Annotated in this window: 18 protein-coding genes and 1 tRNA gene; 6 read left to right on the top strand and 13 right to left on the bottom strand. The window is 58.8% G+C overall.

Annotated features, from left to right (window positions below):
- The first annotated feature begins 164 nt into the window (after positions 1 to 164).
- Positions 165 to 1,022: a sulfite exporter TauE/SafE family protein gene (locus tag NW839_RS03500; protein ID WP_011432297.1), complete on the top strand. Its 858-nt coding sequence runs from the start codon at positions 165 to 167 to the stop codon at positions 1,020 to 1,022.
- Positions 1,023 to 1,278: 256 nt separating this feature from the next.
- On the opposite strand, the gene pheA is transcribed toward NW839_RS03500, so the two are convergent.
- The 4 genes from pheA to sppA form a co-directional block, all read right to left on the bottom strand.
- Positions 1,279 to 2,265: a prephenate dehydratase gene (pheA, locus tag NW839_RS03505; protein WP_414351555.1), complete on the bottom strand. Its 987-nt coding sequence runs from the start codon at positions 2,263 to 2,265 to the stop codon at positions 1,279 to 1,281.
- 13 nt (positions 2,266 to 2,278) lie between these two features.
- Entirely contained in the window at positions 2,279 to 2,647 is a 369-nt protein-coding gene (locus NW839_RS03510) for a late competence development ComFB family protein (protein ID WP_414330167.1), read from the bottom strand.
- Positions 2,648 to 2,830: 183 nt separating this feature from the next.
- The gene (gene alr, locus NW839_RS03515; RefSeq protein ID WP_414351538.1) at positions 2,831 to 4,105 is read right to left on the bottom strand and encodes an alanine racemase; all 1,275 of its coding nucleotides are present in this window, start codon (positions 4,103 to 4,105) and stop codon (positions 2,831 to 2,833) included.
- A gap of 44 nt (positions 4,106 to 4,149) precedes the next feature.
- Positions 4,150 to 5,187: a signal peptide peptidase SppA gene (sppA, locus tag NW839_RS03520; protein WP_414351536.1), complete on the bottom strand. Its 1,038-nt coding sequence runs from the start codon at positions 5,185 to 5,187 to the stop codon at positions 4,150 to 4,152.
- A 253-nt stretch (positions 5,188 to 5,440) separates the two neighbouring features.
- Here sppA and NW839_RS03525 point away from each other — a divergent pair.
- Positions 5,441 to 5,513, top strand: a tRNA-Ala gene (locus NW839_RS03525).
- 386 nt (positions 5,514 to 5,899) lie between these two features.
- Here NW839_RS03525 and NW839_RS03530 read toward each other — a convergent pair.
- From NW839_RS03530 to NW839_RS03545, 4 genes are all read right to left on the bottom strand, one after another.
- Positions 5,900 to 6,157 (bottom strand): hypothetical protein, encoded by a 258-nt coding sequence (locus NW839_RS03530; RefSeq protein ID WP_414330173.1) that lies wholly within the window; start codon positions 6,155 to 6,157, stop codon positions 5,900 to 5,902.
- A 147-nt stretch (positions 6,158 to 6,304) separates the two neighbouring features.
- On the bottom strand, positions 6,305 to 7,297 hold the full coding sequence (locus tag NW839_RS03535) for a heme o synthase (RefSeq protein WP_414351553.1): 993 nt from the start codon (positions 7,295 to 7,297) through the stop codon (positions 6,305 to 6,307).
- Between the two features lie 53 nt (positions 7,298 to 7,350).
- Complete coding sequence (locus tag NW839_RS03540; protein ID WP_414329307.1) at positions 7,351 to 8,283, bottom strand: COX15/CtaA family protein; 933 nt, start codon at positions 8,281 to 8,283, stop codon at positions 7,351 to 7,353.
- Positions 8,284 to 8,959: 676 nt separating this feature from the next.
- Positions 8,960 to 10,069, bottom strand: coding sequence for an RpoD/SigA family RNA polymerase sigma factor (locus tag NW839_RS03545; RefSeq protein WP_414351534.1), 1,110 nt, complete (start codon positions 10,067 to 10,069; stop codon positions 8,960 to 8,962).
- Positions 10,070 to 10,389: 320 nt separating this feature from the next.
- On the opposite strand from NW839_RS03545, the gene NW839_RS03550 reads away from it, so the two are divergent.
- Both NW839_RS03550 and NW839_RS03555 read left to right on the top strand, forming a co-directional pair.
- Complete coding sequence (locus tag NW839_RS03550; protein ID WP_041436246.1) at positions 10,390 to 10,647, top strand: helix-turn-helix domain-containing protein; 258 nt, start codon at positions 10,390 to 10,392, stop codon at positions 10,645 to 10,647.
- A gap of 328 nt (positions 10,648 to 10,975) precedes the next feature.
- Complete coding sequence (locus NW839_RS03555) at positions 10,976 to 11,335, top strand: hypothetical protein (RefSeq protein ID WP_414351532.1); 360 nt, start codon at positions 10,976 to 10,978, stop codon at positions 11,333 to 11,335.
- A 54-nt stretch (positions 11,336 to 11,389) separates the two neighbouring features.
- Here NW839_RS03555 and NW839_RS03560 read toward each other — a convergent pair whose 3' ends face one another.
- The 5 genes from NW839_RS03560 to NW839_RS03580 all read right to left on the bottom strand — a co-directional run bounded on the left by NW839_RS03560 (position 11,390) and on the right by NW839_RS03580 (position 17,388).
- Complete coding sequence (locus NW839_RS03560; protein WP_414351530.1) at positions 11,390 to 12,682, bottom strand: Glu/Leu/Phe/Val family dehydrogenase; 1,293 nt, start codon at positions 12,680 to 12,682, stop codon at positions 11,390 to 11,392.
- 72 nt (positions 12,683 to 12,754) lie between these two features.
- Complete coding sequence (locus NW839_RS03565) at positions 12,755 to 13,426, bottom strand: diacylglycerol/polyprenol kinase family protein (protein ID WP_414351527.1); 672 nt, start codon at positions 13,424 to 13,426, stop codon at positions 12,755 to 12,757.
- 9 nt (positions 13,427 to 13,435) lie between these two features.
- Positions 13,436 to 13,729 carry a c-type cytochrome gene (locus tag NW839_RS03570; protein WP_369791762.1) on the bottom strand — a complete coding sequence of 98 codons (294 nt, stop codon included), beginning with the start codon at positions 13,727 to 13,729 and terminating at the stop codon, positions 13,436 to 13,438.
- Between the two features lie 299 nt (positions 13,730 to 14,028).
- Positions 14,029 to 15,825: a glycoside hydrolase family 3 N-terminal domain-containing protein gene (locus NW839_RS03575; RefSeq protein ID WP_414351525.1), complete on the bottom strand. Its 1,797-nt coding sequence runs from the start codon at positions 15,823 to 15,825 to the stop codon at positions 14,029 to 14,031.
- Between the two features lie 147 nt (positions 15,826 to 15,972).
- The gene (locus NW839_RS03580) at positions 15,973 to 17,388 is read right to left on the bottom strand and encodes a RecQ family ATP-dependent DNA helicase (protein WP_414351522.1); all 1,416 of its coding nucleotides are present in this window, start codon (positions 17,386 to 17,388) and stop codon (positions 15,973 to 15,975) included.
- 312 nt (positions 17,389 to 17,700) lie between these two features.
- Between NW839_RS03580 and hisB the strand changes: the two genes are divergently transcribed.
- Positions 17,701 to 18,345 (top strand): imidazoleglycerol-phosphate dehydratase HisB, encoded by a 645-nt coding sequence (gene hisB / locus NW839_RS03585; protein WP_414351519.1) that lies wholly within the window; start codon positions 17,701 to 17,703, stop codon positions 18,343 to 18,345.
- 171 nt (positions 18,346 to 18,516) lie between these two features.
- Positions 18,517 to 18,717, top strand: coding sequence for a hypothetical protein (locus NW839_RS03590; protein ID WP_414380478.1), 201 nt, complete (start codon positions 18,517 to 18,519; stop codon positions 18,715 to 18,717).
- Positions 18,718 to 18,857 lie beyond the last annotated feature (140 nt).

The following is an 18,857-nucleotide window of genomic DNA, read 5'->3' on the forward strand; positions in this document are numbered from 1 at the left end:
CCAATATTTACTGTCCAACATTATTATGATGCGCCTCTTTTCAACCCCACACCCAAGGCTTCTCGACCGATGTATCCCTGCTAGTCTTGCCAGGACTGGAGAATGTTACGATGATGGCGGCTTTTTGGCCAGCAAGATAGAGCAGCGGTGGGGAGTGGTAGGGGATGGAGTTGGCCTTGGCAATTGGCGGCCTGGTGGCAGGGATCCTGGCCGGGGTGCTGGGCATTGGCGGTGGCGTGATCCTGGTGCCCTTACAGGTCAGCTTGGGGATCCCACCGGTTCAAGCTGCAGCCACCAGCAATCTTTCTATTGTTATGACCTCGATTGCAGGCAGCATCCAAAACTGGCGGATGGGCATGCTTGATTTGAAACGGGTGATCCTGCTGGGGATCCCAGCGTTGCTTACGGCTCAAGTAGGAGCAATTATCGCCAGTCGCCTTCCCAGCTATCTGCTGTTGGCAGCGTTTGGAGTGTTGCTGCTGGCCAACACTTACCTGGTGCAACTCAACAAAAAGGTGGTTATCCAGGCCCAAGAATTGGGGGCTGACGTCAGCGGTGCCGAGCACCTCAGCGGGACGGAGTCCTCAGGGCAGATGTCTCCCTGGTTAGCCCGCGCCCTGACCGGCGGCACTGCCGGTTTGTTGGCCGGGCTGTTTGGCATCGGCGGTGGGGTGATCCTGGTGCCAATGCAGATCCTGCTGCTGAAAGAGACAATCAAAGTGGCGATTCAGACCAGTCTGGGGGCCATTGTGATCACAGCAGTTGCTGCCACTGCCAGCCATGCGGGCCTCAGCGATTGGATCTGGAATGGCCTGGGGTTCGGGGACGGCACCATCCACCAGAATGTGCTCTGGATCCCAGGTTTAATCTTGGGCACAGGGGGGTTAATCGGTGTACAGATCAGCACACGCACCCTGCCCAAATTGCCCGATGAAACCGTCAGTCTGTTGTTTCGGGGCTTCCTGGCCATTCTTTCTCTTTACATTTTTTGGCAAGCCTGGCAAGGTTATCGAGCTCTGTGAAGTGATCCTGGTCTGCCCCAGTGCTCGGGACAGCAGTCCTGGTTCCAAGCTACGGTCATTTGGATTTAAACTGGGACACTGAACTCAAACCCAAAATGTTGCATGCACTGATCCAGAAGGCTTTTCAAGGACTCCGTCCCGCTGGCGCGATCAGCAGCCCAGGCGTCTCACCCTAACCTGAAATGACTCTATCGGGTGTCGCTCCCAGCTTTCGGGCCTGATGACTCAGATGGATTCAACGGTTTGAAAGACTTGGCTACGCTGGACGCGCTTTCCCCTCAGAGGGCAGGTCTTTTGCTACTTGGGATAGATCCCCTTGTTTGCAGAGGTCATGCACAGGGTAGCTGCCGAAGAGCTTCAAGGTTTCAGCAATTGATTCCAGCGCCGCAACCACCTCGGCATCCAAATAGGGTTGGCCGATAGGGTTCTCCAAATCGACAAAAAAGACATACGTCCCTGCCGATTTTTTGGTGGGGCGCGACTCAATGCGAGACATATTCAGGCCTCGCTCCGCAAACACTTGCAGAGGTTTCAGCAGCGCTCCCGGCACGTTGTGGGGGAGGCTGAAGGCTAAGGAAGTATGGGATCCCCCCGGAGAAGCAGGATCGGCAGAGGTTTCACCCTGTTGACCGGAACGCGAGAGCGGCGCACGGCCAATAACCCAAAAGCGAGTGCAATTGTCGGGGTGATCGTTGATCGGGCAGGCCAAGACCGGCAGTTGGTAGAGGGTGGCAGCTCGTTCTGAGGCGATGACGGCGGCGCTGGGCTGCTCCTGCAGGCGATCCAATTCTTCGGTGGTCGAGCGGGTTGGGATCAAAGTGGCCTGGGGCAGATGGGATCTCAGCCAAGCCTGACATTGGGCCAAAGCTTGCGGGTGGGAGTAGACCTGCTCAATTTGCTCCAACCGCGAGGCACGTCCGATGAGGGCATGGCGAATGGGCAGGATCAGCGCCTGCCGGATCCCTAGCCCCTCCAGTTGCCAGAGGGCGTCTAAGGTCATCGAGACCCCCCCCTCCACCGAGTTTTCCACCGGCACCACCGCCCATTGTTGCTGGCCGGCAGCTACCGCCTCTAGACAGGCGCTGATCGTTGGATAAGGCACTAAGGGGTGGGATCCCTGGCTGTGCAGGTGAGGCTGCTCAGGGCAGGCCAGCAAAGCTGCCAACTCTGTGTAGGTTCCAGCAGGGCCAAGAAAGGCCACCGGCGAAGGGGAAACGTTCGCGCCAGCGGAGCGCAGCTCCATCAGAGCCATTTCTTCAATTGTCGCTAGGGGCCAGTTCTAACTCTATCGTCTCGGCGTCGCGCAGCAGCAAAGGACATTCAGGCTCCGGGCAACGGGGATTGGCCGCCACCTTGTCCATGGCCTTCACCACCTCCAATCGGATCAGCCTCTGCAACTCCTGATCCGCTTGAATGGCTTCTAAAGTTCGGAGAGAGCCGTGAAAACTGGTGGCGTATCGAGGCTGGAGGTTGTTCAAAGCCAGGGCGGCAGCATCGTTACAGAATTTCTCGCAGAAGCAGTAGCGCTGTTGACTCTCCATCAGCAGGATTTCATTGACCATCTCCAGAACAGCCCGTTCCATTTGATTTTCCAGGCTCTTCAGAGGCTTATGTTGCTCCGCCATCGCTACCTCCCAATGGGAACCGAACCCGCCGCCAAGTCACTGTTTTCAGTGATCAGGAGTGCCCTCGATTACCTTCGATGCTGCTCTACTCTCTGTTGACACGTCAAGTCAAGCCCTCTGCTGCCGACGCGAACAGCCTCTGGCCCGCTCCTATCCGTGCTTGAGGCAATCCAATCTGTCGTGTCAGGCATCATCAAAACCCAGAGAATTAACCAACACTCTTGGCAGACGGGCAGAAAGTCCACACAGCAACTCATAGGAAATAGTACCCAACTGATCGGCCCAATCCTGCACAGATAAACCCGCATTTGCCAGATTGGGGCCCAGCAGCTCCACCACATCCCCCACCTGGATATCCGGCCTCTCGGTTACATCCCACATACATTGATCCATCGTGATTGTGCCCACCTGTTGGATCAAGCCGCCGCGCACCCATCCTCGCAGCCAGCCGGAAAGCCGCCGTGGGATCCCATCCGCATAGCCGATGGCCAGAGTGGCAATGCGACTGGGGCGAGAGGTGATGTAGCGATGCCCATAGCTCACGCCAGTTTGAGCAGGCACAGTTTGGATGTGGGACAGCCGCGCCTTGAGCCGCAGAATTGGCTGCAGACCTGGCACCGGCAAGTGAGGGGCAGGGGACAGGCCATAGAGGACCAACCCCAAACGCACACGGGAGTAGTGGAGATGGGTTAAAGCACCGGCTGAGTTATCCAGATGCAGCGCCGGTAAGGGATCCCCGGCTTGGCGGATCTGTTCCACCACCTGGGCAAAGCGGGCGTGCTGCTGTTCCATGACTGGAGAATGGGGCTCGTCCGCCGTCGCCAAATGGGAAAACAAGCTACAGCCTTCCAGCTCCGGGATCCGACAAATCTGCCCCCACACGGCTGCAGCTTCCTTCCAGGGGATCCCCAAACGGGTCATACCCGTATCCACATTGACATGCACCGGGACGGGGCGCCCGGCCCAACGGGCTACCTGGCGCATCAGCGGGATTTGCTCTGCACAGGTGAGGCTGACCTCCAACCGGGCTGCCATGGCCTGCTGTAGCTCCGCCCAAGTATTCAAAGCTCCCAACACCAGAACCGGAGCCTGCAGCCCCGTTTGCCGCAACTCGATCCCTTCGGCCAGGGTGGCCACACATAGCCCCTTGGCCCCAGCCGCAACAGCCACGGGAGCCACCAACTGCGCCCCATGCCCGTAGGCATTGGCCTTCACCACCGCCCAGATCTCGACGTTTGAGCCTAGGCGCCTCTGCAACAGCCGCAGGTTTTCTCGCAGCTGGGCTGCGTCAATTTCCACCCAAGCCCGACTGGTCAACAGCTCCAGGTCGATGGCCCAATCCAGCTCCGCCAAGGAATTGGCCTTCTGGGATCCCTCTCTCCAAGTATTGCCCTGCACTCCCAGAGCAGCTGCTCTCAAAGTGCCCTGCGCCGCCGGCGCGACCGGTTCTCGATTCACCGTTCACCCCCCACACCCAAAACCCGTCCTGATTAGATTTAGGTTTAGCGCAAAGTCCACTCCGGCGCCATCCACAGCAACGGCACGTCTGGGATCCCAACAGCCTCGTTGCTCTCCAACAGCCGGCCCAGCCAAGCGGCTTGCCTTTGCGAGGACAGTCCTTGGCTTAACAGGCGTCGCAGTACTCGTTGGAAGCCCTCTCCCTCACCCGCCGGCGACAAAGAGGGATCCCCGGTCATGCGCCGCAGATCCTCCACCGCTTCGGTGTAGCCCCCCAAAGCATCCACCAAGCCCACCTCCACAGCCTGTGCCCCGGTGAAGATGCGCCCATCGGCCAACTGTCGCACCCGGGCTTCATCCAAGCTCTGCCGCCGCGCGATCATCTCCGCCTCCAGCACCTCATCTGCCTTCTCTGGCAAGTGCTGGCGTCCTTGGGCCACATCGCGAATGAACTGCTCGAGGGTATCCTCCACCAAGTTTTGCAGAAGGCGCTGCTCTTGAGGAGTGGCACTGCGGAAAGGAGAGAGAAGGTCTTTGTACTCGCCGGTTTTGAAGGTCTGCGGCTCTATCCCGTAGTTTTCCAGCAGCTTACCAAAGCTGAGGCCGCTGATGATAACCCCTATGCTGCCGGTCAGGGTGCCGGGGTTGGCATAGATTTTGTCGGCAGCGCTGGCCACGTAGTACCCCCCACTGGCAGCAATGTTTTCTAGGATAGCGATCACCGGCTTGTCCGCCTCGTGCAGAGCAGTTACGGCACGGTAGAGTTCCTGGCTGGATCCCACAGCTCCGCCGGGACTGTTGATGCGCAGCAATACAGCCTTGACAGAGGGATCCCGTGCTGCCTCCCGCAACTGTTCCACAGGAGAAGTGGGCAGGCCTACCAAAGTCGAACCCCCTGGGCCGCCTATCGTTCCTTCCAGGGTGACCACCTCGATGCGATCCGCCCCCCGTGCGGCCTCTAGGCCAACCCCGCCTCGGGTAGGCTCTGGGGCAGGGCGCGTGCCCCCGACAATGGCCGCAATAAGGCAGACGACCAGCAAAGAAGCCGCCAAAATGCGGTTAAGCTGAGTTTCTTGTGTCACAGGCCCCTCAATTGCCACTGACTCCGTTCTACCACCCCGCGGGCTTCTCGCAACGTCTGACACCAAAAGGCTGAGAACCAAGCAAACTCCTCATCTCGGTTGAGCCATCCAAGCTATTGACAAGGATCCTCCACTTATTTACGATCAGGTTCCAGCGTTTTTTACCGCTGAGGCATCTTCTGCAGGTTGCCAGTGTAAGCTGGAGTAGAGGGTAGGATCCTTGAGCGGGATTCTGGCTCGAAGCCAAGTGATTGGGGCTTTAGCTCAGTTGGTAGAGCACTTCAATGGCATTGAAGGGGTCAGCGGTTCAAGTCCGCTAAGCTCCATCCCCAGAGGGCCGATAGCAGTCGTGGCTTCTATTACCATCTATTTCTACTGCTTGCGCTAGCGGGCCGGAGGCCTTAGCAGGAAGCAAGCGGTTGTTTGTTTCACCTTGACGGTGAGATAAGTGACTATGCGTTGCGAAACGGTTCAGCAACATCTCCCCAAGCCCAGACAGTCCTATCCAGCAAGGCTTCTGGGCTTCTTCTCTCCCCCTGGGAGAGGGGAGTTAGGGATCGACGCAGCAAGCCGTTTCATTGCTGTTTGAAATAATGAAAGTATTCTGCTTGGGAGCAAACCTTAGGCAGCAAGGGATCCTCCGCTGTTTTCACCCTTTCCACGGAGAGGATCCTGACCTATCTCAGGGGCTTCCACCAGGCGATTTCCCAACTCACGCTTGCCCCTCTCCCTGACGGCGGATTAAGAAGCGGATTTCCTGAAGGAGAACCTCAAAGCGTTGATCCGACTCGGCCTGCCGCTGCCGCAATTCTCGCACTTCCTGCCTTAACTCCAGGACGACTTCGGCGAGACGCCCTGAAAGGGTCTGCAAGGCAAGCTGAGCATCGGTAACCTGGGCAACTGTATTGGCCACCCTGGTCACAGCTTCGGCCAACTGGACAAACCGCGTCTCAATTTCCTCATTGGTCATGGCCGGGTGTGTCTTGCTTGGCTAATGATTAGCTCATTCTACCCTGCACGGTATGGAGTGTCACTCTCTGAGAATGGGCCGCAATTTTGAGGAAAAACCGGCTGGCCAACGGGGGTTATCAACCCAGGGATCCCCCATTCGCGCAAGTCAGCTGGCCAGCGCTATGAGGGTGGTGTAAATCCCTTGGAGGGACGCAGTGGCCTGGCTCCAGAGGATGTGGGTTAACGACCACCTATCCAGACCCATGGCCCCGCACAACAGCAGCAGATACAGGTTGGCAAACGTGAAGAGCGAGGCCGCCCGATCTCGGTCGCAGGGATCCTGCAGCAACTGCACCGCCTTCCAAACCAAGAGGGATCCCAGCAGCGCCGCCGCGCTCAGATAAAAGGATCCCAGCATCCCTAAGGGGTAAACCAGCAACAGGCTGACCGGAACCATCAGCAGCGCGTAGAGCAAAATCTGTGCGGCAGTGAGTCTTTCGCCCGCTACCACCGGCAGCATCGGCACCCCGGCACGGGCATAGTCTTCCCGCTTCAGAATGGCCAAAGCCCAGAAGTGGGGTGGAGTCCACAAAAAGATGATGGCGAACATCACCCACGCGGCCCAGCTGAGCTCGCCTGTGGTTGCTGCCCAGCCCACCAAAGGTGGGATCGCTCCTGCCGCTCCACCGATGACAATATTTTGCGTGCTGGAACGCTTCAGCCAGTGGGTATAGACCCCCACATACACCAGGATCCCCACCATGGCCAAACTGGCAGCCAGCAGGTTGGTGAACGTGGCCAACAGCCCAAAAGCAGTCAAAGCCAGGATCCCGGCAAAAATCAGAGCATCCTGCGCTCGGATTCGACCGGAAGGCAAGGGGCGATGACGGGTTCGCTCCATCATCCGATCGATATCGGTGTCATACACCATGTTGATGACGTTGGCTGCCGCCGCCGCCATTCCTCCCCCCAAAAGGGTGATGAAAAACCTGAACGGGTCGGTGTTGCCTGCCATCCACATGGCCCCAGCCGTCGTCATCAGCAAGAGGGCGATGATCTTGGGCTTCACCAACTGGCTGTAGCTGCGCAAAACCTGGACAAGCGCCTGGCGCTCGCACCCCAGAGCACATGGGCTCTGCTCAGAGGGGATCCCCCCCATCGGGTTCTGGTAGGAAGCCTGACGGTCGACTAAAACGCTATCTTGCATGAAATTCACTCACCGGTCATTTCTGCGGTCATGGCCATCCACTGGCCTTCTTCCCCCTGGGTTCGCATTCGCCAGGCCAGCACCGTAAAACCCAGCAGACAGGCCAGCAAAGCTGCCCCCATCATCTGATGGGCCACCGTTAGGGGTTCTACCTGCAGCCGGTAATGATAGGTCAAAACACCGATCCCCACCTGGGCCAACAGCAGGCCAACAGACCCATGGCCCAAGAACTTGAGAAGGCGGGGGATCCGCTTGCGCCGCAGCCCGGTGGCCACCGCTACCGCCAACACCCCAAGGGTGGCCGGAGCAACCCCCAGCAAGTGGCTATTCATCACCCAGCACAGCTCGCCGGCAGCAAAGCATTGATGCAAAGCCCATTGGGAGGCCACCAAGGCGCCCAGAAGGCTCTGGACATACACCAGCAGCACCGCCCCCAAGCCCAGCCAAGGCAAGTAGCCGACGGAAAATGGCCCTTCACCCAGTCGCAGCGGCAGGATGGAGTCCTTAGAACCGGCTCTTGTCCAGATCAGTAATCCCAGGGTGAGCAAAGTGGCAAAAAACAGCAGGCCCGTGCCCAAGTGGGCCGTCACAATATCAAAGCGCAGCAGCTCCGTGACCGTCAGCCCACCCAGGATCCCTTGCATCAAGACCAGAACAAAAGCCCAGCTCAAACCCCAGGGCAGCCAAGTGGGCAATGCCTGACGCTTCAGCCAAGCAAACCCCATCAGAACCAGCGTAGCCAAGCCTACCCCAGAAGCCACCATGCGGTGAAACCATTCCAAAAAGACTTGTAGGTTCATCTGCTGGCTGGGCACAATTGCCCCGTAGCAAAGGGGCCAATCTGGACAGGACAGCCCAGCATTCATGACGCGGGTGGCACTGCCTAACCCCATCAGCAGCCAAGTGGCCAATGCTAACCCCAGTAGGGCTTGTCCCATACGCAGGGAAAGCTTGTCTGAGAGCACAGGATTCCGCTGGGAAGAAGGTTGGGATTGATGAAAGATCGAAGAATCCATTGCAGTTGAAGGCATAGCAAAGACTGGGCTGACGGCTCGAGCATCTGCACTGAAAAAGAGGCTGGGCTGAAAAAGCCTAGCCGGCTTGGTATCGGGCCATCTGGAAACAAAGACGCAGGTTACTCGCTGACTATTCCTCGAAGCCAATCCTAAATGCGGTTTTGTGGCTGGCGAAGGCTTTTTAAGAATTTCTTTCTCGGCGCACAGGTGTTCCGAATCCTAGGCACCTCTGGGAAGTCAAGCCAGCAGACCAATCCTTTTCCCCCTGGGAGAGGGGTCGCGGCAGCGGCGCGAAGCGTTTGGGCGGCAGCGGGAGTGTCTCAATCTCGTTTGGAATGACTACAATGCCTGAGCGCCAGAGGAAACCGATCAGCCAACTCCTCAACGACCAAAGAGGTTAGCTGCCAAAGTCCTTCCCACTGGCTCTGGTCGTGAAGATGAGGTAGCCGGGGGGTCATCAGCCCCAATAGGCTCAGGGGATAAGGGATCCTTATCATCGCCGCTGCAAGGGGCTATGGTGTTCAACCCAAGAAGATTGAAAAAAGGCTATCCCTGGGCAGAAGCTGGCCCGGAAATCGGTCTGCCAGGCCTGTAGCCACTAGCGAATGTACTGGGCCAAAGCCCGCGAAGAATAGCCCACCCGCAATTTGCGCAGGGCATCCCGCTCGATCTGACGAATCCGTTCCCGCGTTAGGTTGAAGTGATCCCCCACCTCCCGCAGGGTTCTCGCCTGTTGCCCGTCTAACCCATAGCGCAACTCCAGCACTTGCCTCTCAATCGGCTTCAGGGTTTGCATGGCAGAACGCACATCCTGCTGCATCGATTGCACGAGGATCCCTTGAAAGGGCTGCTCTTGCCGCTCATCTTGCAGCAAATCTCCAAGGCGGCTTTCTCCTTCCTGGCCGACCGGCACATCCAGCGACAGGGGCAAAGCAGCAGCCTGTTGGATCATGCGCAGTTTCTTGACTTTAATGCCCAAGGCTTCTGCCAGCTCCGCTTCGGTGGGCCGCCTCCCCTGCAGCTTCATCAGCTCGCGGTTGGTGCGCTTGAGCAGGCGTACTTTGTCGACCATGTGTACCGGCAGGCGAATCGTCCGCGCTTGGTTGGCAATGCAGCGGGTAATGCCTTGGCGAATCCACCAATGGGCGTAGGTGCTGAAGCGAAACCCCCGTTCGGCATTGAATTTTTCGGTGGCCCGAATTAACCCGATATTGCCCTCTTGGATCAGATCCAAAAAGGGCACCCCCCGATTGAGGTATTTTTTGGCAACACTGACCACCAGGCGCAGGTTGGCGTTGACCAGCTTGCGCTGAGCCTGCTCCCCTTGTCGGATGCGGGAGCGAAGGGTGGATACGGAAATCTGCAGGGCCTCGGCCAGAGCCTCATCGCTGGGATCCTCCCCCCGCCGTTGCCGCCATTCCTGCCGGGCTTGGTCGATGAGGAGCTTTTGCTGAATTTTGCGCGACAACTCGATTTCCTCAGCGTGATCGATGCGGGGCACGCGACCGATGGTATTCAGGTAGTGATCGACAGCGTCTTCATTCAACCGGGATCCGCCGGCCCCTGGCTCTGAGTCAACTTCTGCGAGGTCGTCTTGAGGGGCAGACTCGGGGTCGAACCAGAGATCGTCGAACTCCTGAGGCGAAGAGGCAGAGTGTTCAGGATGAGGACGAGAAAAAACCACGGCCAGGTGAGGAGAGAACTTCATCTCCCAGTCTAAAAAGGTTTCTGCTGCTGCTGCGAGCGAAAATCGATCATGACCCTCTTTTTTGTCCGGAGATTTTTCCGTTTAGATGCGGGAACAGCAGGGATCCCATCCGTCAAGTCCTTGTAGGCAAGGGGTTGCCCGGCAAAAAGCGGTAAGCGATTTTCGATCTAGACCTTGAGATAAGATTGTTCCTGAGCCAGTCAGCTCAACGGCTGCCGGGTGGGATCCCAGGAAAAGGGAACCTTGCCAGCTCAGGCTACCATGTGAGGATCCCTCAACTTCCTCAGTCTGGAAAAGAATATTTACGGCTTTCTGCTCCTATGGAGTCTAACGACCGGCACCATCCATCGGCCAACTTGATTGGGGAGCGGGTGCGCTGGGTACGGGAGAAGCTGCAACTCACCCAAGATCAACTGGCGGGTCGCTTGGCCAAGTACGGTGTGCAGTTGGACTACGTCAAAATTGGCCAGGTGGAAAAGGGAAAACGGCGCGTCATCGACAAGGAACTGGTGGCCTTTGCCAAGGCGTTGGGGGTATCGGTCACTTGGCTGCTGAGCGGAGATGAATCCCACCTGTAGCGGCTGGTGGGAAGATATATCCGATACAAGTATCTCGAACGAAAAGACGTGAAGATACTTAAATACCTTGTACTCTCGGACGTGATCTCAGTCATTTTCCGTGTAAACACGGTAGGCTGGACTCATGAATAGATTGGCTTGAGGCCAAACCCCAGCTTTTCCTTGACCATCCGCGGGGGTGGGAAAAGCAGAGAGATACAGCGCCGCGCCGGAAGTACGGGTTTTTCCAAGAAGGATCTGGATCACAGGCTTCTTCACCTAAACTTGATATTGTTGACTTGGCGTTAAGCTGCCGCCGTTTATCTATCTGTTTGTGTGAGGTTTGCCGATGCTCTCTTTCTTCTTCAATTCCAACAAGGCCAACAGCCGACAAACCGGAGGCCACCGTCTGCCTGCTGCCAGCAAAACCACAGGCACGCAACGGATCCCTAACTACAGCCGCCTGTCCGCTCCCCATGAAGTGCTCAAGCAGGAAAGGCAGATCAAGCGGGAGCAAGAGTTTACAGAAATGGAGCAAAACATCAATCGCATTCGCTACTTCTACCAAAAAGCAGACATGCCCCTGGAGATGCGGCAAATTCTGACCTACCGTAAGCTGATGGAGCTGGACTACTTTACCCCACAGGCGGCAAAAGAGCTGCTCAAGCAATGGCAGCAGCAGGAAGAGCAAGAACGCCGTCGGGCTTGAGAAAAGGGCAATCGAACCTTGGCAAGTAGGCTTGTTGAGCCAAGAGTTCCCGGTCTACGGGTAAAGGCCGCGATCCTGTAGGGCTTGCGCCACTCGGCCTACCCCCAGGGTGTAGGCAGCCAGTCGCAGCGACACTTGCCGCCGTTCAGCCTCTTGCACCACCCGTTCAAAGGCACGTACCATCAGACCTTCCATCTCTTGATTGACCCGCTCCTCATCCCAGAAGATGTAAGAGAGTCCCTGCACCCACTCCAGATAGCTCACCACCACTCCACCGGCATTGGTTAGGATATCCGGCAATACCTGGATCCCTCGCGATTCCAAAATCCGGTCGGCGGCAAGGGTGGTTGGCCCGTTGGCAGCTTCTGCCACAATCCGGGCTTGAATTTGGTGGGCATTGGCTTCGGTAATTTGATTTTCCAGAGCGGCAGGGATCAACACATCCGCTTTTTGCACCAGCAGGTCGGCATTGCTAATGGGCTCAGCTTGCGGAAAGCCCGCCATGCGGCCTCCCTGTTCCTTCATGTGGGCTTTGAGGGCGGGGATATCCAGTCCTTTGGGGTTATAAAGGCCCCCAGAACTGCCGGAAACCGCCACAATTTTGGCTCCTGCCTGATGCAGCAAGCTGGCCGCTGCCCCGCCCACATTGCCAAAGCCTTGGATCAACACCGTTGCCCCTGCCAGGGATCCACCATGTCGGGCCAAGGCTTCCCGTACCGTGATCATCACCCCCCGTCCGGTGGCCAGTTCTCGCCCTCGGGATCCCCCAATCGAGAGAGGTTTGCCCGTCACCACTCCCGGCACCGCATGCCCAACATTCATGGAATAGGTATCCATCACCCAGGCCATCTCGCGGGCGGAAGTTCCCATGTCTGGAGCGGGGATATCCTCTGCAGGGCCGATATCCTTGATCAGCTCGCTGGTGTAACGGCGGGTGATGCGCTCCAGCTCCGAGACCGAATAACGCTTGGGATCGAGGGGGATCCCCCCTTTGGCCCCACCGTAGGGAATGCCCATAAGGGCACATTTCCAGGTCATGAGCATCGCTAAGGCCGATACCTCTTCAAGGGTGACCGCGGGATGGTAGCGGATCCCCCCTTTGTAGGGGCCGAGAACGTTGCAATGCTGCACCCGATGGCCCGCCAGCACTTGGATGTGTCCGTTGTCCAGCCGCACGGGGATCGCCACCGTCACCACTTTGCGGGGGGTGCTGAGGATTGCCACCCAGCCGGGATCCAGCTTCAGCTCGCCAGCTGCCCAATCCAGGTAGCTACAAGCCTGGGCAAAGGGACAGATGTGGGCGGGAGAGGGAGGGGCAGAAGAGGCCAGCGCAGGACTTGCAGCCATGGTGGAGAAGAAGAAAGGGCTGTTTCCACGCTATACCGCCGGGGACGGGAGAGGAACGTTTTGTAGCAAGCGTTACAAATAATTGAGGATCTGGATCAAGACGAAACAGAGGCCGGCACTGGCCAGGGGCACGGTCAGGTTATCCAACCCCCACCAAGAGAACACCTCCAGCCCCATGGTTATCCCCCCCACCAAGAGGCTGATAGCCAGCAAAGGGGGGGAGAAGCCAAAGTACCCCAGCAGCAGAGCCGCGATCACCAAGCTGCTCACCGCCCACATGGTCAGGGATCCCTCCCAGCTTTTTTGAATGGATCCCAGTTGGTAGGGGTGTTTGCCCCAAGTTTTGCCCACTAACCCTGCCAAGGCGTCGGCCCACGTCATCACCAATATGCCGATCACCGCGAAGACCTGTCGCTGGGGACGCCAGAACCAAAACAGCAGCAGGCCAATGCTGACGGCGTAGAAACAGGTGCCAAAGCTGCGGCGACCGACTCCATTCAAGCTGGGCAAGATGGCCACCCGGTAGGAGAGCAGCGCCAAGCCGGCAAACACCAGAGAGAATCCCACCCCTAGCCAGCGAGGCACTTGCAAAGCCCAAGCCAACAAAATGATATTGCCCACACCAATGTGAATGGCCTTGCGCACCCATTCCCCGTCCACCTGGCGGGAGCGCAACCATTCCGCAAAAGCGAATACGGAGGCCAGCCAGAGAGCATAGCAAGCAAGCTGCTGGGCCAGGCCCATGAAACGGCCTCAGAGGGTTTTCAAGTAGCTGAGCAGATCTGCCATCTCCTGAGGATCCGGCTGGAACTGGGGCATGGGAGGCGTTTTGCCACCGGTCACCTGCTGAATAATAAACCGATCCGAGCGGCGGCTGCTCACCCCCCGCAGACTGGGCCCCACTCGCCCATCCGCTTCTTCTCCGTGGCAGGCTGCACAGTTGAGGGCAAACAAGGATGCACCATGGCTAACCTGCCCCTGTAAGCTGAGGACGGCTTCCGTGTAGGGATCCAGACGAGCCTCAGCACTTAGCCAAGCCCAGGTCAATATCGCCAGCCCTAGGCCGAGGAGGGCAAGACCCAGCCGAGTTTTCTGAGCCCAGACACTTGTAAAGAATCGCTGCAAGGATTTGAGGAAGGGTTGTAAACGCTGTTGGGATGAAGGCTGAAGTCGCTTTTGCTCAAAGCCGACGCAACTGCCAGTTGATGACTGGCTGCTGCGGGATTGAGTGGTCTCTGAGAGGGAGGGAGACACAGACAACGCTGAGAGAAACCGTTTCAATCTTTTACATTTCAACCAACACGATAACTCAGGAGCCTTTCCCTGCCAATAATCTGTAAAGGTATTTACTTTTTCTTAATGGTTGGCTGGGCCACGTGAGACTTTGATCCCTCTGAGGGGGAACGGTTGGGAAAGAGCCGCTCCATCACCTCCGCTTGAGCCCAGGGATCCCGGTTGAGGCTGTGGATGGCATTGGCCCATGGAAAGTGCGCCTGCAGGCGGCGGTAGAGAGATAAATTACCATAAATGACGACCGCTGCCACCCGCTCCCGATGCTGTTGCAGCCAATCCAGCACATAGTTGGGCAAGGGATCCCGAAGGAAACCTTGGAAGATGAATCCTGGGGCGTTGTCTAGAGCGGCTTCCAACCAAGGCAGGGGGGTAAGGGCATCGCTGAGCACAGGAAGCATGCCCAGGGCAGCCGGAACATGGAGGGCGGGAGACTGCAACTGCACATCGGCAGCACCCAAGGGGGGATCCTGCCAGATCCAGTTCAACCATCCGGGCTCTGCGGGCGGGCTGAGGGGCCGGCCTCCTTCCACGCCACCGCGGGCCATAGCCGCTTGACAGGGGGCGATATCCTTCTCGGCCAAGAGGGATCCCAGCTGTGCGGCTCTGTGCAGAGCAGAGGTCAGGTGGGAGCGCCTGTTGAACAACTTTCCCAACGCCGTTCGCGTCCGCGGAACGGAGTCCTTGTCCTTGGAGATGGGATCCCCCAACAGCAAAGGCTTCAGTTGCTCGGCTGGAGAGCCACGGTTGAGGGCCGGATCCGTGGGATCCTTGGCTCCCATCCATCCGCCAAGGGCGCTGAAGTCGGTTTCTGCCAGGGCCGGCCACACCTGTTGGAGGAGAGCTGAGGCGGCGGGTAGGAGTCGCTGTTTGGCCCGCAGCACCCGCGTCACCGACTGGGCAAGCTGGTCTGTGCTGAGGGATCCCTGTTGCACCGCTTCCAAAACGGCTGCCAAGGATGCCATCGGATCGGGGGGGGCCAAAATTAGGTCGGCACCGGCCTGGAAAGCCCGCACGGCCAATGAGTTGGGCCCGTTAGCATTGGCCAGCTCTGCCAAGCAGCCTTGATCGAGGCTGTCCACAACAATAAGCCCGCCAAACCCCCATTCCTGGCGCAACAGTTGGGTCAGCCGCCCCGGCAGCAGGGTGACAGGCCAGCGCTCATCCCACTCCGGCAGCACCACATGAGAAACCAAGATCGCCCCCACCTGCTCCACCAAACCTCGAAAAGGCAGCCAAGGTCCCTCTTGGAGCTGGGCTAGGGTCAGGGTTAATCGGGGGCACCAGGGGGTGTCTGTTGTCTTTGGGGATGGCTTCAGTCCGGCCTGAACCGGATCCCTCCAGCCTTTGCCCGGAAAGGAGCTGGCCGTGGTCAGGATCCCTTCTGGAACCGCTTGCTCACATCCGCGCACAAAAGCTCGCGCCAGTTGCAAAGCAGATAGGGGATCCTCCGCCAGCGCCCCTTCCCCCAGCGGCTCTGCCACCGGGCTGAGCAACCAATTGATGCCGATGGCCGCCGCCTCCCGCGCCGTGATCCGACCCCACTGTTCCGCCCAGCGTTCTGCCTCTGATCCCAGACGGCTCAACCCCAGGGGATGGGGAAAAGAGGTAGCCCCCTGTAGGGCCAGCCCACGACCGGCCTCGGCTGCCACCAAAAGGGGCAGAGCCGCCCAAGACTGGGCCTCCTCGATCAGCAGCAGGGCCTCGGCCACGTGGCCATCCGTGAGCCAGATGCCCCCGATCCCCACCTCCTGGATAAGCCGTTTGAGGATCTCTCGGGGAGGAGACTGGGATCCCAGACGGGCCGAGACCGGCACCACCAACAGTTGCGCCACCTGCCGGGCTAGGGACAAGGGTCGGTCAAGTTCCTCGAGCGGAGATCCGGAAACACTCATAGGCACAGCCGAAAGTTCGTCAGCAAGGGGAACTGCTCCCTTTGCAGAAACGCAGATCGTGATAGCCACTCCTGCCGGTTGCGGCTCGCAGCGGGCTGTTGAGGGCTAACGAGAAAGCCGACAACGGTCACAGGTGCCACAGGGCAGGCCGGGCTGCTCCCCAGGGTAGCCAAAATAGGGCAAGATCGCCTGCCACCGACAGCCGCGGGCGTGGATGAGGGCTTCCATCCCTTGCCAGGGATCCTCTCGTCTTAAAGGCTGCCAACGGCGGTGCAACACCTGAAAGTGAAAGGGATCCGGCCACCGCAAACAGCCCATCTCCTGCAGCAGACCCAAGGCCACCCGTGCCTCTCCAGGCGGCAGGTCGGCGTAGGATCCCTGCTGAGGCAAGGTTTGCAGCAGGTGGCGTGCTCGGGCCTGAAGGCGCTCCTGCTGGGAATAGAAATAGGCTTGGCGCCGGCGATCGCTGGGATCCAGCAGGCCCGTCGGCTCCGAGACCAGCATCAGGGCCCGGCAAGGGCCACCATCCCGACCGCCTCGTCCCACCTCTTGTAAATAATCCATCAAGCTGGGCGGGGGATGAAAATGCAGCACCCAACGCACATCCGGCTTGTTGATCCCCATGCCGAAGGCGTTGGTGCAGACCAGAAAGCGCAGTTCCCCCTGCAGCCAGGATCGTTCTAGCCGGCGGCGGGATCGCGCTTCCAGCCCCCCATGGTAGGTGGCGGTTTTTAGGTTCTGTCGGCCCAGCCACTCGGCCAGCTCTTCCCCATCCCGCCGGGTGCGCACATACACCAGACCCGACCCGGGATTCTCGCCCAGGAATCGCAGCAGACGACGACGGCGATCCGCCGGGCTCCAGGCTATCGCCACATTGAGGGAGAGGTTGGCCCGCAGGGGATCGGCGCGAATGTGCTCCGGATCCCGCAGCCCCAGGATTTGGCTGAGGCGGCTGCAGGTTTGGGGGTCAGCCGTGGCGGTAAAAGCGGCGATGGGAAAAGAGGGCTTCACCGGGGCCAGAGCCGGGCGCAGCAATCCCAGACGGCGGTAGTCGGGCCGGAAGGATCCCCCCCAATGCACCAACGTGTGGGCCTCATCCACGATCAGGCCGTTGATTTGCACCTGAGGCTGTTGCAGCCGTTGCCAAACGGGGGGGCTGAATAGGGTCTCCGGCCCCAGATAGAGCAGGCGCAGTCGGTTTTCCTCAAGGGCCTTCAACACCCGCTTGCGCAGGGCTGGATCCAGTTCGCTGTGGAGACAGGCTGCCGGCAGCTTGCGTTTCCAGAGATCCTGAACTTGGTCTTCCATGAGGGCGATTAGGGGTGAAACCACCAGCATCACCCCCCTTTGCAGCAGAGCTGCTAGCTGAAAGCACAGGGATTTGCCAAACCCCGTCGGCAGCACCACCAGCGCGTCGCGCTTGTCCAGCAGAGCCTGGATCACCTGATCCTGCGGTGGGCGCAGCGTCTCGTAACCCCAGTGTTGCTTGAGGGCCTGTTGGATTTGCTGCCAATCCTGCAAACGGCAACCCCCTTTTCAACAATTTCCTTCAGCAATCTACAGCGATTTCGGGAGAAGCTGTCTTATAGGCTATTTCAAATCCCGCTGAACCTGCTAGCTCCCCTCTCCCAAGGGGTGAGGGCGCAGAGGATCGGCCCCACCGGCTTGCCTGTAGGGGATCCCTGTCACACCTATCCCCGTGTCCAGGGGGCTGGGATCAGGATCCCCGGCAGAGAAGGGATTCTCACCTGCTGCATGGGTGAAGGTGTCGATGGCGGCGGGCTTGTGCGATCCTAGAGCTGGGACTTCCCGCCTGCTTCGATACTTTATCCCATGACTGCCAAAGTGCTCCGCACCGCTGACGCGAACGACTCCTCGCGCCTGCTCCAGCCCAGAACGGCCTCTGTTCACCGTCGCACCGGGGAAACGGATGTTCAAATTCATCTGAACCTGGATGGCAGCGGCCACTACGAGATCGACACCGGGATCCCCTTTTTGGATCACATGCTGGCCCAGCTCAGCACCCACGGGTTGATCGATTTGCAGATCAAGGCCATAGGGGATCTGCACATCGACGATCACCACACCAACGAAGATGTGGGCATCACGCTGGGACAGGCTCTGGCGCAGGCTTTGCAGGATCGGCGGGGCATTCATCGCTTCGGCCATTTTTGGGCGCCTTTGGATGAAGCCCTGGTGCAGGTGGTGCTGGATTTTTCGGGTCGCCCTCACCTCAGCTATGGCCTGGAGCTGCCCACAGAGCGCATTGGCCGCTACGAAACCCAGTTGGTGCGGGAGTTTTATCAGGCGGTGGTCAACCACGCCCAGCTTACCTTGCACATTCGCCAAGCTGCCGGTCTCAACGCCCACCACATTGTCGAGGCCAGTTTTAAGGCGTTTGCCCGTGCCCTGCGCATGGCCGTAGAACGGGATCCCCGCCGACAAGAAGGGATCCCTAGTTCGAAGGGAGTACTCTAGGCATGAACTGGCCACGGAGACTGTTGGCCTTGGCTCTGGGATTGGGGGCAGTTTTCTTCGGTCTGGGCCAGATGGGGGGTGCAGAGCGCTTGGGGGTGTTTCTGCCGCCTTTGTTTGATTGAGTTCTCCTTGCCCGTGGAGGATCTGGCCCAGTTTGCTCACAATGGCACGGTGAGCCGGCAGTTGGATTTTTATCTGCGGCGGCTTACGCCAGAGCAGCAGGCAGCTTTGGCAGATTTGCTCACACGCGATTTTGATCCCAGCACCTCTGCGCACTACTTTGATTCGAGACCTGAGGCCAGAACAGATCCAACTGGCCTTGTCCGCAGCAGAGGTGCGGAACACTTTCCCGTGAGAAGTGTCTTGAGCTGAGGAGCTGAGAAGAGGGCTGGCTGCTATCTTTGTCGGATGGCCCTCCTTGGTCTTGTTGAATCTCTGCCCATGCTGCTGTTGCTGACCAATCTGATTGCCGTTTTGCTGTTTTTGCTCTGCCCTTAGTGGATGCTGAGTGG

The sequence above is a fragment of the Synechococcus sp. R5-15 genome (assembly GCF_047462035.1).
Classification (GTDB): domain Bacteria; phylum Cyanobacteriota; class Cyanobacteriia; order Thermostichales; family Thermostichaceae; genus Thermostichus.